This window comes from Actinospica acidithermotolerans (assembly GCF_018139625.1).
GTDB lineage: Bacteria > Actinomycetota > Actinomycetes > Streptomycetales > Catenulisporaceae > Actinospica > Actinospica acidithermotolerans.
This window is the reverse complement of sequence record NZ_JAGSOH010000030.1, coordinates 19,211-33,629: the sequence shown is the minus strand read 5'-3', so window position 1 is coordinate 33,629 and position 14,419 is coordinate 19,211. Positions and strand designations below refer to the sequence as shown.

At 69.1% G+C, this 14,419-nt stretch carries 10 protein-coding genes and 1 pseudogene; 4 read left to right on the top strand and 7 right to left on the bottom strand.

Features of this window, described 5'->3' with window-relative positions:
- Nucleotides 1-107 precede the first annotated feature (107 nt).
- From KDK95_RS12955 to KDK95_RS12940, 4 genes are read left to right on the top strand one after another with little or no spacing between them, the layout of a single operon-like run.
- Entirely contained in the window at nucleotides 108-389 is a 282-nt protein-coding gene (locus KDK95_RS12955) for an FmdB family zinc ribbon protein (protein ID WP_212518370.1), read from the top strand.
- A gap of 26 nt (nucleotides 390-415) precedes the next feature.
- Entirely contained in the window at nucleotides 416-1,663 is a 1,248-nt protein-coding gene (fmdA, locus tag KDK95_RS12950; RefSeq protein WP_212518369.1) for a formamidase, read from the top strand.
- A 37-nt stretch (nucleotides 1,664-1,700) separates the two neighbouring features.
- Nucleotides 1,701-2,732, top strand: coding sequence for an alpha/beta fold hydrolase (locus tag KDK95_RS12945; RefSeq protein WP_212518368.1), 1,032 nt, complete (start codon nucleotides 1,701-1,703; stop codon nucleotides 2,730-2,732).
- A gap of 2 nt (nucleotides 2,733-2,734) precedes the next feature.
- Nucleotides 2,735-3,304, top strand: coding sequence for a DUF1097 domain-containing protein (locus KDK95_RS12940; protein WP_212518367.1), 570 nt, complete (start codon nucleotides 2,735-2,737; stop codon nucleotides 3,302-3,304).
- 142 nt (nucleotides 3,305-3,446) lie between these two features.
- On the opposite strand, the gene KDK95_RS12935 is transcribed toward KDK95_RS12940, so the two are convergent.
- The 7 genes and pseudogenes from KDK95_RS12935 to KDK95_RS12905 all read right to left on the bottom strand — a co-directional run bounded on the left by KDK95_RS12935 (nucleotide 3,447) and on the right by KDK95_RS12905 (nucleotide 14,414).
- Nucleotides 3,447-5,024: a glycoside hydrolase family 140 protein gene (locus KDK95_RS12935; protein WP_212518366.1), complete on the bottom strand. Its 1,578-nt coding sequence runs from the start codon at nucleotides 5,022-5,024 to the stop codon at nucleotides 3,447-3,449.
- Nucleotides 5,021-7,058, bottom strand: a pseudogene (locus tag KDK95_RS12930) (glycoside hydrolase family 31 protein). The gene KDK95_RS12935 and the pseudogene KDK95_RS12930 overlap by 4 nt, the downstream one beginning before the upstream one ends.
- 31 nt (nucleotides 7,059-7,089) lie before the next feature.
- Complete coding sequence (gene arfA, locus KDK95_RS12925; protein ID WP_212518364.1) at nucleotides 7,090-8,631, bottom strand: arabinosylfuranosidase ArfA; 1,542 nt, start codon at nucleotides 8,629-8,631, stop codon at nucleotides 7,090-7,092.
- A gap of 99 nt (nucleotides 8,632-8,730) precedes the next feature.
- Nucleotides 8,731-11,523 carry a LamG-like jellyroll fold domain-containing protein gene (locus KDK95_RS12920; protein WP_212518363.1) on the bottom strand — a complete coding sequence of 931 codons (2,793 nt, stop codon included), beginning with the start codon at nucleotides 11,521-11,523 and terminating at the stop codon, nucleotides 8,731-8,733.
- 93 nt (nucleotides 11,524-11,616) lie between these two features.
- Nucleotides 11,617-12,534: a hypothetical protein gene (locus tag KDK95_RS12915; RefSeq protein ID WP_212518362.1), complete on the bottom strand. Its 918-nt coding sequence runs from the start codon at nucleotides 12,532-12,534 to the stop codon at nucleotides 11,617-11,619.
- Nucleotides 12,535-12,560: 26 nt separating this feature from the next.
- Nucleotides 12,561-13,499: a glycoside hydrolase family protein gene (locus KDK95_RS12910; protein WP_212518361.1), complete on the bottom strand. Its 939-nt coding sequence runs from the start codon at nucleotides 13,497-13,499 to the stop codon at nucleotides 12,561-12,563.
- A gap of 9 nt (nucleotides 13,500-13,508) precedes the next feature.
- Nucleotides 13,509-14,414 carry a carbohydrate ABC transporter permease gene (locus tag KDK95_RS12905; RefSeq protein ID WP_212518360.1) on the bottom strand — a complete coding sequence of 302 codons (906 nt, stop codon included), beginning with the start codon at nucleotides 14,412-14,414 and terminating at the stop codon, nucleotides 13,509-13,511.
- Nucleotides 14,415-14,419 lie beyond the last annotated feature (5 nt).

Sequence of the window (14,419 nt, the reverse complement as noted above, 5' to 3'; positions counted from 1 at the left end):
CACCGCGGGATGGACGTTTCGTAACCGGCACTTAACCCGCCACCCCCTTGCCCAGAAGCTTCGAGAGAAAATACTTTCTTCTCGAAGCTTCTGGAGGTCGATCAGCCATGGCGATATATCAGTACCAGTGCACCGACTGCGGGCCCTTCGACGTGTCCCGTCCGATCGGCCAGGCCCTGTCCGAGGAACCGTGCGAGGCGTGCGCGGAGCCGGCCCGCCGGGTCTTCACCGCTCCGATGCTCACCCGCACGTCCGCCGCGCTGGCTCGCGCCCTGGGTGCCCAGGAGGCCAGCGCGCACGAACCGCGCGTCGTGACCGAGGTGCCGCCGGCCCGCCGGGGTCGCAGTCCGGCCTCGGATCCGCGGCACGCCCGCCTGCCCAGACCTTGAACCCCCGAATGTACGGAGGCAGTCCCATGCCCGAAGTCGTATTCAGCGTCGACCAGGCCATGTCCATGCGCGACCAGAAGGTGCCCGGCCACAACCGCTGGCATCCCGACATCCCGCCCGCCGTCACCGTGAAGCCGGGCTCCGAGTTCCGCATCGAGTGCCGGGACTGGACCGACAATCAGATCGGCAACAACGACTCGGCCAACGACGTCCGGGACGTCGATCTCACCCACGCGCACATGCTCAGCGGACCGATCGCCGTGGAGGGGGCCGAACCCGGCGACCTGCTCGTCGTCGACATCCTCGACCTCGGCCCCGTACCGCAGTCGACCGGTGAGGGATCGGGCCAGGGCTGGGGCTACACCGGCGTCTTCGCCCGCGAGAACGGCGGCGGCTTCCTCACCGACCGCTTCCCCGACTCGTACAAGGCCGTCTGGGACTTCCACGGGCAGCAGGCGACCTCCCGTCACATCCCCGGCGTCAGCTACACCGGCATCACCCACCCGGGCCTGTTCGGCACGGCTCCCTCGGCCGACCTGCTGGCCCGCTGGAACGCCCGCGAACAGGCGCTCATCGACACCGACCCGCACCGGGTGCCCGCGCTCGCCCTCCCGCCGCTCGCCGACAACGCCCTGGCCGGCACCGCTGTCGGCGCGACCGCCGCCCGGATCGCCGCCGAAGGCGCCCGTACCGTCCCGGCCCGTGAGAACGGCGGCAACCACGACATCAAGAACTTCACTCGCGGTTCGCGCGTCTTCTACCCCGTTCTGGTGCCCGGCGCCCTTCTGTCGGGCGGCGACCTGCACTTCAGCCAGGGCGACGGGGAGATCACCTTCTGCGGCGCCATCGAGATGGGCGGCTTCATCGACCTGCACGTCGATCTGATCAAGGGCGGCATGGAGAAGTACGGGGTGACCACGAACCCGATCTTCATGCCCGGCAACGTCGCGCCGCAGTACAGCGAGTTCATCTCGTTCGTCGGCATCTCCGTCGACCACGCCACCGACACCAACCACTACCTCGACGCGACGATGGCCTACCGCAACGCCTGCCTCAACGCCGTCGACTACCTCACCTCCTTCGGCTACACCGGCGAACAGGCCTACCTGCTGCTCGGCTCGGCGCCAATCGAGGGCCGCATCAGCGGCGTCGTGGACATCCCCAACGCGTGCAGCACCCTCTACCTCCCCACCGCGATCTTCGACTTCGACATCCGGCCGACCGCCCAGGGCCCGAGAAAGGCCGACCGCGGCCAGTGCGCCGTCACCTCCTGACCAACCCGCGACTCCAGACCTCACGAAAGGCATCAGCATGCGCGACCATCTGACCTTCCAGCTGGGCGACTTCACCACTCAGCACGGCGCGACCCTGCGCGGAGCCCACCTCGCCTACACGACATACGGCGAGCTCAACGCCGACAAGTCCAACGCCATCGTCTACCCCACCTGGTACTCCGGGCGGCACTGGGACAACGAGTGGCTCATCGGCCCCGGAATGGCTCTCGACCCGGAGCACTACTTCATCATCGTCCCCAACATGCTCGGCAACGGGCTCTCCACCTCACCGAGCAACACCCCGCCGCCCTACGACCGCGCCCGGTTCCCGCACATCACCGTCTACGACCAGGTCGCCGCCCAGCACCGCCTCGTCACCGAGCAGTTCGGCATCGAGCGGATCGCGCTGGTGACCGGCTGGTCGATGGGCGCCGGACAGACCTACCAGTGGGCGGTGAGCCACCCGGAGATGGTCGAACGGATCGCTCCGTTCTGCGGCTCCCCGCGGACGAGTCTCCACAACAAGGTCTTCCTGGAAGGCGTCAAGGCCGCGCTCACCGCGGACGGGACGTTCAACGGCGGCTGGTACGGCGAGACGTGGCCGACCACCGGCCTGCGGGCCCTCGCCCGGGTCTACGCGGGATGGGGCTTCTCGCAGGCGTTCTACTGGGAGAAGGAATACGAGAAACTCGGCTACACCTCCCTGGAGGACTTCCTCGTCGGCTTCTGGGAGGGCTTCTTCCTCGACGGCCGCGACCCCAACAACCTGCTCACCATGCTCTGGACCTGGCAGAACGGCGACATCGGGCTCACCCCCGGATTCAACGGGGACACGGAGGCGGCGCTCGGCTCCATCCGGGCGACCACGCTCGACATGCCCGCCGAGAAGGACCTCTACTTCCCCCCGGAGGACGAGGCCTGGGCCGTCAGCCTGATACCGGGCGCGGAACTGCGCGTGATCCCCGGGATCTGGGGGCACTTCGCCGGCCACGGCAGCAACCCGACCGACACCGAGTTCATCGACACGGGCCTGAAGCAACTGCTGGCCAAGCCGGGCGGGTTGGCCTAGCCATGCGGATCCGCCTGCCGCACGAGGTGAGCGCCTCGATCGTCGCCTTCGCCACCGTCTTCCTGCTGATGAAGCCGCTTGATATGCCGACCTGGGCGATCTTCATCACCTGGGCCGGCACGTTCCTGCAGGGCGGCCCCAGCCGGCCCAACGCCGTAGCCATGATCACCGCCACCACCACCGGGGCGGGTTTCGGGGTGCTGGCCGTAGTACTCAACCGGGAGACGGGCACGATGCTCGGCGCCGCACCACTCTCCCGCACCCTGGCACTGGCCGTAGTGATCTTCGCCGTCAACGGCACACTGCTGACGCTCGGCCGCCTCAAGCCCTTCGCCCTGATCCCCGGCATGTTCTTCGGCTTCGCCGCGCTCTTCGCCACGTACTTCGGCGGATCCGGCTACGACGCCGGCAACCTCGGCGCCGCCTTCGTCAGCGCCGCCGCGATGTGCGCCCTCGGCCCCCTCTGCGCCACCTTGGGACTCCGGCTCACGTTCGCCCCGTCTGCCGCCGCGCCCGAGATGCGCGAAAAAACCGGGGACGCGACACCCCCGGCCGGCGAGGCACTCGCCTGAGGCCCATGCCTGTCCGTCCCGGCCGCGCGCGGGTGCCCACAAGGCGCCTGCGCGCGGCCTCGCCCATCGACCGGGCCGGTCGACGGGCGCTTCTCGAGCAGCAGGTCAGAGTCGTCGTGCGAGCGCAGACAATCGGGAGTACTCAGTTCGCAGTAGTCCGTCGGGCGAGCTGCGCCTGCTCGTCGCGAAAGACGATGACGCGTGGCGCGGGCGCGCGTTCGTCGTCGATGGTCCTGACGCCGGGTTCGAGCGTGCCGCTGCCCAGGACGGTCCCGGTCCGGGGATCGACGACGTGGTAGGTGCGGGGCAGCTCCTCCGGACGGACGATCTGCAGCGTGCCGCCGAATTCCTGGTAGGCGATGTAGAGGCGTCCGGGCACGCTCAGGCCGCGGGAGCACATGGCCAGGTCCCAGTCGGGCCGCATGTCGGTGGTCGGCAGTCCGTCGAGGATCTTCCCGACCAGGCCCACGTACGTCGAGCCTTCGAAGTCCAGCGCGGTGCGCCAGTCGCCGTCCGGCGCGAGGAAGACTTCCGGGTGGCCGGGCTCGTCGGGGTGCAGCTTCCACTGCCACAGGTTCGCCGCGCCGTAGACGACGCCCATGGTCGCCCCCGCGCACAGGTTGCTCCACGCCTCGTGTCCCTGCCACCAGCCCGCGCCGCGCCACGCGTCGGCGGTGCGCTCATAGGTCGGCTCGCCGTTGGCCACGGCGCGTGCGGGGGTGTTGCGCCACATGTCGGCGACCCGTTCCGGGACGTGCTCGCCGTGGTGGCCGGTCTGGCACCACTGGAAATCCAGCCAGACAGCGTCCTGATGGGCGTTGTTGCTCCCGTGCGGACGGTAGTGGATCCCGGTCGGCTGGCCGTAGCAGTCGCAGGCGTGGATCTCGGCCCCGCCCGCCGCGACCTGCGGTTCCTGGCCGGATCCGTCGGCGCCGACGAGGTAGATCGCGGGCCGCGCGCCGTAGCGTGCGACGAGGTAGCGGCAGTAGCGCGCGTACTGCTCGGGCGGCACGACCGCGCCGGCCGCGCCCAGGCCCTTCCAGCCGTAGCCCTGGAACACCGGTTGCAGCACGGGGACTATGCCGTGCTCCAGCAGGATCCCGGTCAACCGGTCGAGGTACTGGAAATAGGCCGGGTTCAGCCTGGTCAGGCGGCCGTCCGGCAAGTCGTCGAACCCGACCTCGAACCCCTCGTCCACGCCGCGTGCGCGCGGACCGGCGGCACGCATGTCCGGCTGAACGGTCATCAGCAGCGCGGCGTTGAAGCCCTTCGCCGCCCGATCCGCCGCGTACACGCGCACCTGCTCGCAGGTCGCGCGCCACGGCAGCGCCCACGCCGTATCCCCGACCAGCAGGGCCGGGGTGCCGTCGGCGTGCACGAGGCTGCGGGCGCCCGGCGACATCCGCCAGAAGCCGTGCTCCTCGAAGCGGTTGCTCGCGGCGGACGTCTCGATCAGGACCGTGCCGCGCACCCCGCGCAACCCGGGATCGTCGACCGACGCGCCGGTCGTCCACTGCCAGGCGGCGGCACCGATCGGGGAGGCGAAACGGACCCGCCACGTACGCCCGCCGTCGAAGAAGGCCGGGCGCCGCAGCGTGGTGCCGTCCTCGCCGGTGAACTCGGCCCAGACATCGACCACGCTGTATGCGTCCTGATGCTCGCGGTCGGCGACGAGCTCGATCTCGCATTCGCGCCACGCGGCGCCCACGTGATCCGTCACAGGCCGAAAGCCGAGGCGACCAGGGCTCCGGCGCGGACGAACACCGGGATCCGCTCGATCGGCGCGGCGGCGTCGATGCACGTCCCGCCGAGATGCGAGAATCCCGTGTCGGTCTCCAGCCATTCCACGCCGGCCGGCAGGTAGACAGGGCGGCTGGTCGCGCCCGCGACGGTCACCGGCGCCACCAGGATGTCCGGGCCGAGCAGGAACTCGTCGTCGATCCGCCACGCCTCCGGGTCGTCGGGGAATTCGAAGAACAACGGCCGCATCACGGGCGCGCCCTCGCGGTGGGCGGCCTCGGAGAGCGTCGCGATGTACGGACGGAGCCGTTCGCGCAGGAACAGGTGCTCGCGCAGGATCGGGTAGGCCTGCTCGCCGTAGGACCACACCTCGTTCGGGCCACCGCTCATCTCGGACGTGAACGGCTGGTTCGGTTCGCGGTCTCCGTGCAGCCGCATGATCGGGCTGAAGGTGCCGTACTGGAACCAGCGTACGAGCACCTCGCGGTACGCCGGGTCGTCCGGATCGCCGCCCTGGAAGCCGCCGATGTCGCTGTTCCACCATGGGATTCCGCTCATCGACGCGTTCAGCCCTGCGCGCACCTGGACGGTCAGGGAGGCGAACGTGGGGGCGATGTCACCGGACCACAGCGCGCCGCCGTAGCGCTGACTGCCCGCCCAGGCCGAACGGATCAGGTGGAACGGCCGGGCGCGGTCCTCGCCGCCGTGCTCCGCGATCGCCTCGGCGGCGCCTTGCACGTGATAGTAGGCGTACATGTTGCCGACCTCGTCGCCCGGTCCGGCGGCGTAGCGGGCGCGGCGCATCTGGTCGGGCAGCACGTCCGGCTCGCAGGCGTCGAGCCAGAACGCCGAGACGCCGAGGTCGAGGTAGTGCTCCCACAGCAGCTTCCACAGGGCCGCGCGGGCCGCGGGGCTGGTCGGGTCGAGGAAGGCGTTCGGCTGATGGTCCTCGCCGTAACCGCGCGCGGGCCACGGGTAGGTGAGCAGGCCGCCGCGGCTGTCGCGCACCAGATGGCCCGCGTCGCGGAAGGCGGGGAAGTTGTCGCTGGCGGACTCGAGGGTGGGCCAGATCGACACGGCCAGCCGCACCCCACGCCCGTCGGGGGTCTCCAGCTCGCGCAGTTCACGGATCATCCTGGCGGGATCGGGCCATTCCTCCTTCTCGAAGTCCCAGTCGCCCATGTGCGGCCAGTGGTAGAAGTCGCACAGGATCGCCGAGATCGGCAGTCCGCGACGGGAGTATTCGCGCGCGACCGCGAGCAGTTCGTCCTGGGTGCGGTAGCGGGTCTTGGACTGCCAGAACCCGCTCGCCCACTCCGGCAGCAGCGGCGGATGCCCGGTCACGTCGGCGTACCGGCGGGCGATCTGCGCCGGGACGTCGCCCGCGGTGATCCAGTAGTCGATCTGGCGGGCCGCGTCGGCGAACCCAGCGGGTGACGTCCCCGGCCGGTTCCACCCGCCCGATGGCGGGGTTGTTCCAGAGCAGCCCGTAGCCGCGCGAGGACTGCAGGAACGGGATGGTGGCCTCGGTGTTGCGCTGGATGAGGTCGACGACCAGGCCCTTCTGGTCGAACCGGCCGTGCAGGTGCTGTCCGAGTCCGTGGATCCGTTCGCCGTCATAAGCGGCGAAGTACTGTTCGAGTCGGTACCTGCCGTCCCCCAGCGGCGCGAAGACGCGCGGCCCCGGGCACGCGGTGTAGGGGCGGTGCTCGGCGACGAGCTCGCGGCCGGTGCCGGTGCGCAGGAACCGCAGCCGTCCGTGCGCGTCCGCCTCGACCGTGATCCGGCCGTTGACGAGCGAGGCGGTGCCGTCGGCCCGGATGTCCAGGCGCGCGGCGTCGGCGGACGAGTCGGCGATCAGGCCGCGGTCCAGCGCACCAGGCAGGCCGTCGGCGATCTGGTCGGCCGCGGCGCGCACCCGCACCGAGTCGGCGCCCCACGGCTCGACGAGCATCACCTGGCCGGGCGTGCTCCAGCGCAGCGCGGGCCGGCCGGACGTATCAGGGCTGTACATGATGAGGTCGGTTCCCTGTCTGTTCCGCGGCTCAGGGTACGAGGCGGATGATGTTCCAGGACAGCGGCGGCAGCGTCGCGCTCAGTCTGGCGTTCGCGCTGCCCGGCGCCTCCAGCGTGGTCCCGTCTACCGGTCGTAGCGCGACGCGCTCGGGGTTCTCCAGCGTGTTCGCCGCGTCCGGGTCCCCGTCGTCGGCCAGTGCCGCGTGCTCCGCGACGCTCGTGAGGTGCTCGAGTCCGCGCAGGCTGACCTCCAGCGGAAGTGCTGCCTCGCGGTCGCGGTTGACGGCGAAGATCGTCACGGCACCCGCGTCGTCGATGACCGCGGTGGCGTGCAGCAGCGCCGCCTCGCCGTGCTTGGCCGTCGGATAGGTGGGGCTCAGCACGTTCACCGTGAGCACCCGCGCTCCCTTCGCGTATCTGGCGGTCTGCGCGAAGGGGAAGAACGTGGTCTGCCGCCAGGCCGGGCCGCCCGGCTCGGTCATGATCGGGGCGATCGCGTTGACGAGCTGGGCCAGGCAGGCGATCGCGATCCGGTCCGCGTGCCGGAGCAGGGCGATCAGCAGCGAGCCGAAGACCACCGCGTCCGTGACCGAGTAGACGTCCTCGAGCAGCCGGGGGTTCTCGGCCCAGGGCCGCGGCGGTTGACCGACGGTGCGGCTCGAATACCACACGTTCCACTCGTCGAAGGAGATCTTCATCTTCTTCGAACTCTTACGCCGGGCGGCAACGTGGTCGCAGGTCGCCACGACGCCCTCGATGAACGCCTCCATGTCCACGGCGGAGGCCAGGAAGGAGTCGCGGTCCCCGTCGAGCTCCTCGTAGTAGGCGTGCATGGAGATGTAGTCGACGAGGTCGTAGGTGTGTTCGAGGACTGTTGACTCCCAGGTGCCGAACGTGTCCATGGCGCGGGTGGAGCTTCCGCAGGCGACCAGGTCGATGTCCTCGTCGATCAGCCGCATCGCCCACGCGGCGGCCGCAGCGAGCTTGCCGTACTCCTCGGCGTTCTTGTGGCCGATCTGCCAGGGTCCGTCCATCTCGTTGCCCAGGCACCACAGCCGCACGTTGTACGGTTCCTTGTCCCCCGCGGCGACGCGGCGGTCCGAGATCTCGGTGCCGCCGGGGTGGTTGGCGTACTCCAGCAGTTCGATCGCCTCGGGCACGCCGCGGGTGCCGAGGTTCACGGCCAGCATCGGCTCGCTCTCGGGCAGCTTGCCGATCACGTTCATGAACTCGCCGAGACCGAACTCGTTGGTCTCGATCGAGCGCCAGGCGAGGTCGAGGCGGCGCGGCCGGTGCTCGCGCGGACCGACGCCGTCCTCCCAGCGGTACGCCGAGACGAAATTTCCGCCTGGGTACCGGATCGCGGTGACGCCGAGCTCGCGGATCAGCGCGAGGACGTCCGTGCGCATCCCATCGGCGTCGGCGGCCGGGTGGCCCGGCTCGTACAGCCCGGTGTGGATGCAGCGTCCGAGGTGCTCGACGAAGGACCCGAACAGCCTGGGGTCCACGGGGCCGACCTCGAAGGCCGGATCGAGGACGAAGCGGGCGGCGGAGGCGGAGAGTTCGGTCATTGCTGGCAATCCTCATGATTCTGTGTCTGAAAGTGGATCCTGGTGGAAGGGGCCCGCCGCCGCTTCGCCCGGCGGCGGACCCCGGTCCAGTCCTGGCCGCTACCCGGCAGCCAGTTCGCTGATCTCGCTCGAGGTCAGCACCCGGTTGTAGAGCACGGCGTCGTCGATGTCGCCGCTGGTGGCGTCGACCTGGGCGCCGGCCCAGACGGCGTCGCCGAACTGAGTCGTCGACCCCGCCCACGGCGAGGAGAACGAGGCCGAGCCGGCCAGTGTGCCGTTGACGTACAGGTATGCGACATCGGTGCCGGCGTTGTATTCGGCGATCACGTTGTACCAGGTGCCGGTGGTCGCCGACGGCCCGGTGATCGTGGTCAGTGTGGAGCTCGTCGAGTCCGAACTGCGCTCGGCGAGCGTGAACTTCCCGCTGGCCAGTTGCAGGTAGAAGGGGCTGATGTTGGTCTCCTGCCGGGCGTTGCCGTCGAGGCTGACGAACGTGTTGTTCGCGCTGCTGGAGATGGTCGTGAACTTGACCCACACCGAGACCGCGTAGCTGCCCGCCGTGTTGACCGCCGCCGACGGGGAGAAGGCGGTGGTGCCGAGCGTGCCGTCGAGGGCGACGGAGTTGCTGCTGCCGTGCCCGCTGCCCGCCCAGGCCGCGTCGCCGGTGAAGTCCGCCGGTGCCGTGTTCTGGATGAGGTTGTAGGCGCTGCTGCCGGTGCCCTCGTTGAACGGGAAGTAGGCGGCGGCGCCGGTGCCAAGGGCAAGGATGTCCTCTGAGGTCAGCACCTTGTTGTACATGCGCACATCGCCGATGTCGCCGTTGACGAAGTCGACGTCCGCGCCGTTCCACAGCGCTCGGCCGATCGAGGACTTGCCGGTGGCGGCCCACGGTGAGGTGAAGGTGGCCGAGTTCTGCAGAGCGCCGTTGACGTACAGCGATGCGGTGTGGGAGCTCGCGTTGTAGACGCCGGTGACCTGGTACCAGGTGCCGGTGCTCGGGGCGAGGCCGGTGACTTCGACGTATGAGGCACCCGTCGAGTCGCTACTGCGCAAGGTGAAGGCGAAAACCCCGCCGGACAGCTGCAGGTAGAACGGGCTGATGTGCGAGCCGTCGATGCTGGCGAAGGTCTGGTTGCCGCTGAGGCTGTTGAGTTTGACCCAGGCCGAGACCGTGTAGCTGCCCGCCGTGTTGATCGCTGGCGCGGTCGACTGCGCGTAGCTGGTGCTCCCGCCGGTCAGCGCGAGCGCGTACGGCTCGGTGTCGCCGGTCGCCCACGAGGCCCCGGCGCCGAGCGTCATCGTGTTGTGGTCGTTCGTCTGGTCGTACGCGGTGCTGCCGGTTCCCTCGGAGAGCGGCCAGAACGCGCCGGACTCGCTGGCGGTCGGGGTGACGCCGCTGCCGTTGTACGCGCCGATGTTCGGGGCGGCCGTGGACGAGACGGAGTTGCCGAAGAAGTCCGCGCCGCCGTTTCCGGAGATCAGCTCGCCGGCGCCGATCGCGGGCGAACTCGGCTGCAATTCGTACGCCGCCGCGGATGCGAGGGTCGCCCCGCCGCCTCCCGGCGAGACCAGCAGCGGATTGCTCGTCACCTTGCTCGAATCGGAGGGCTCACTGCTGGGGTGGTTGCCGTAGAAGAGATTGTGGCTCCACGTACCGGTGCCGGAGTATCCGCCGGAGCCGAGGTCGTAGATGATGTTGTTGTCGAAGTACATGTTCGAGCCGTTCGCGGAGCCTCCGGTGACCGCACCGTTGTCATCCGGCCCCATATACACGGTGTTGTTGTAGAACTGGGTCGTACCGCTCGAAGTGGCTCCGCCGAGCGTGCCGAACACGGCGTTCGCCGCGCCGTCGTTCTGGCTGATGTTGTAGCGCACGATCGAGCCCGTCGAACCGGCGCTGTTGCTGCAGCAGAACTCCATGAAGCCGTACGGGTTGTCGTGCGTGTAGTTGTACTGCATGATGTTGCCGCTGGTGTCCCAGTCGAAGTCGAACGCCTGGCCGTCGACAGCCTCGCGCCACTGGTCGGAGATGTCGTTGTATTGCCAAAGGCCGTTATTCGACACCGCGGTCCAGAATCCGGCGCCGGAGTAGCGGTAGCCGCTGTCGGTCGCGACGTTGTATTGCACCGTGGCGCCTTGGCAGAACACGCACACGATATCGTTGCCGCCCACATCGGTCAGCGTGTTGTTCTCGATGACGACGCCGGTCGTGTCGATGCCGTGGTTGTTGCCCGCCAGCGATCCGACGTAGATGCCACCCGCGTCGTCGTCCGTGAGCGTGTTACCCGAGATGGTCACGCCGTTCCACCCGTTGGTGGTGTACGAGTCGGAGAGGTTGAAGGCGATGCCCATCGAGTTGGTGGGCTGCTCGTTCTCGCTGCTCGACCACCAGCCCAGCACGTTGTGGATGTTGTTGTTCGCGATGGTGATGCCGTTGAGGATGCCGCTGGTGTCGTTCTGCACCTCGATGCCGCTGCGGGCGGCGGCCGAGGAGGCGTTGTTGGTGATCTCGAGGTTCTCGACGGTGATGTACTGCTGGTTGTCGAGGTAGACCGCCTCGGCCGCGCCGGCGCCCGCGATGATCGGCGCGTTGCCCGAGCCGTAGCTCGAGACCACGATCGGGGAGCCGCTGGAGCCGGAGCCGAGCGGGTGCAGCGTGCCGGTCCACGAGCCGCCGTCCTGGAACAGGATCTGGGCGCCGGCGGCGAAGGTGGTGGCGTTGACGTTGGTCAGCGTCTGCCAGGGCGCACTCGAACTGCAGCCGCTGTTGCTGTCGCTGCCGCTGGACGAGGAGATGTAATACGTCGTGCACGTCGCGGCCGACGCGGACGCGGCAAGCTGCGGGATCATGCCGCACAGCAATGCGGCGGTCGTGGCTAAGGCGGTTATCAAGGTACGGCGAATACGCCGACTGGTGGACTTCATCGTCACCAACTTGGCTGGGAGGACAGGGGAAGGGCGGTACCGACCTGGTCCGGACGATCGTCAGCTGATCGCGATTCCGGCCAGGACACTCTGGTCCACGTGCACGACGGCCTGCTTCGTCCGCTGGGCGACGAGCGCTTCGTACGCGGCCTGCACGTAGTACTGCCGCACGACGGATTTCACCTGTGCGAAGGAGACGGCGGTGGCCGCGGCGGAGGGCCCGGCGGCCTTGGGCTCGAGTTCCTGCGCGGGGCCGCTGGCGCCGCTGGCGAACTGCGCCTTGTGAGCGGTGTAGTAGCTCTCCAGCGCCGCGTCGGTGACCTTGACGACGCCCTTGCTCGCCAACGTGGTCTGCAACTGTTCCGCGATCTGGGCCGACACGTGGGTGAAGTAGTCGCTCTCGCTGTAGTGCGTCGGCCCGTAGACGACCTTGTGCGCGGCGAGGGCAGCGGAACGGCTGGCGTTCTGCGCCTGCCAGGCCTGGAGGAAGCCCGCGTAGCTGAATCCGGAGACGACGCCGTACTTGGCCGCGAGGACCTGTTGCACGCACGCCTTCGTCGCGTCGGCCAGCGCCGCGTTTTCGAGGTACTTGGTCGGCGTCTGGCCGCCGTGCGCGGTGGTCCAGAAGGTCGCGGAGTCGGTGACGCCGTAGTGCTGCTGGAAGTACGCGAAGGTCTCGGCCCGGTCCTGGGCGAGGAAGAGCTCGTACTCGCGCACCGGCAGCGCCATGCCGTCGACGGTCTCGACGGCGGCCATCGAGTCCGGCGAGATGGAGGCGGTCGCCGGGGCCGCGGCGGACGCGCTCGCGCTCTGGTGGCCGAGCAGGCTCAGCGACACGGCCCCCGCGCCCGCGACCACCAGGGCGATCGTGGCGAGGATCAGGCGCGGTCGGGCGAACCGGCGCTGTGCACTGGAGGGCCGCACGGCCGGTTTCTTCGGCACCGTGCGGGCGGCGGGCCGCTGCTTGTTCTTGGCCATCAGAGCTCTCACCTCTTCGTGGAGACTCAGTTCACCGGGAGGAACTGATCGGGGATATCGGCGTCGCGGTCGCACACGAGGGTGTCGTCCACGACGCGCAGCCGCGCGGCCTCGATGCTCGAGCGGCGCGCCTCGTACGTCGCGTCGGGATCTGTTCCCGGGGCGAGCCCCGGATGGACGAAGTAGAAGATGTAGGCCGTCTCGCCGTCCCCGGTCTCGACGACGTCGGCGTGCCTGCCGAAGTCCGCGTCGTGTGCGCGCTTGCCGGGCACGCCGAGGATGAGCCCCTGGTACCGCCAGGTCTCGAGGTCCGTCGAGCGGTGCACGCCGAGGCCGCGCCACTCGTCCGTGATCAGCCAGTACCACCCCGCCAACTCGAACACGTTCGGGCCCTCGTGCGCCCGGTCGGTGATCACCGGGACCGGTCTGCTCCAGGCGATGAGGTCGGCGCTGTCCGCGCTGTAGGTGTGCGAGCCGTGCGCCTCGTCCTTGAACCACATGCGGTAGTCGTCGCTCGGCAGCCGGCGGACAGCCGCGTCGATCACCTTGTCCGAGTCGAGGCGCACTGGCCCGGCCAGCCGCCAGTCGATCAGGTTCGCGCTCGTGTAGTGCAGGATCTGCCGCGGGTGGCCCTCCCACCGGTCCGGAACGCCGCGGATGTAGGACACGAACATCTGGTACAGACCCTCGGCCCAGAAGATCTCCGGTGCCCAGTACGTGTTGCGCCCCGGCTCGTACTCCAAACCACGCGCGATGCCGCGATACAGCCACGTCGTCCCCGCATCCTCAGAGACGGCGATGCCGATGTCGGTGCCGTGCACCCACGCCACGCCCGGCCCCGGCACGGCGGCGCGGCGCTGCGTGTAGAACATCCACCACTGGCGCAGCCCGCGGTTCCACACGAGCACAGGGTCGGTCGCGCCGTCGAAGACCGGGTCGCGGTAGAGCGGCAGTTCCCTGTCCATCTCGGCCGCTCAGCCCTTGAGTCCGGAGTTGGCGAAGCCGCGCACGTAGCTGCGCTGGGCGAACAGGAACAGCAGCACCACGGGGATGACGTAGAGCATCGCGCCGGAAGCCAGCAGGTTGTAGAGCGGATATCCGGCCTGGTTCGTGTAGCCGGAGGAAACGCCGACCGCGAGCGTCGTGTTGCTCGAGTTCAGGAACAGGTCCGGCGCGACGAAGTCACCCCAGACCGCGTTGAACGCCAGCACGAACGCGGTCACCAGCAGCGGACGCGAGAGCGGCAGGAAGATCTGCACGAAGATCCGGATGCGTCCCGCGCCGTCGATGATCGCGGCCTCCTCCAGCTCCTTCGGCATGCTGGAGAAGAACTGCCGGTAGAGGAAGATCGTATACGGCGTTCCGGCCGCTCCCCAGAAGACCCACGGCAGGTAGGTGCCCACCAGGCCGTAGCGGGAGAAGAGCAGATAGGTCGGGATGAGCGTGACGATCGGCGGGACCATCATCGTCATGATCAGCACGCCGAACAGGAACTTCTTTCCCGGACCGCGCATCCGGGCGAAGCCGTAGCCGGTGATCGCCGAACTGAAGGTCGTGAGCACCCCGGACAAGGTGGCCAGGAACACCGAGTTGCGGGTCAGGTCCCAGTACGGGATGTAGTCGATCGCGTCGCTGATGTTGGCCCAGCGGAACATGCTCGGCAGCCAGCGGTCGGCCCCGATCTCCGAACCTGGCGTCAGGGCGCTGATCAGCAGCTCGACGAACGGGGCGGTGACCAGCAACGCCACCAGGACGAGGATGGCGAACGCGATCCGGTTGCGCTCGCGGCGGCGGCGGATCGGCGCGGCCGGCGGCCGCGGAGCCGGACGGGGTGTCCGGGTGGTCGTCTCCGGATCTGTACGCACGTCGTGCAAGGCCATCGCGG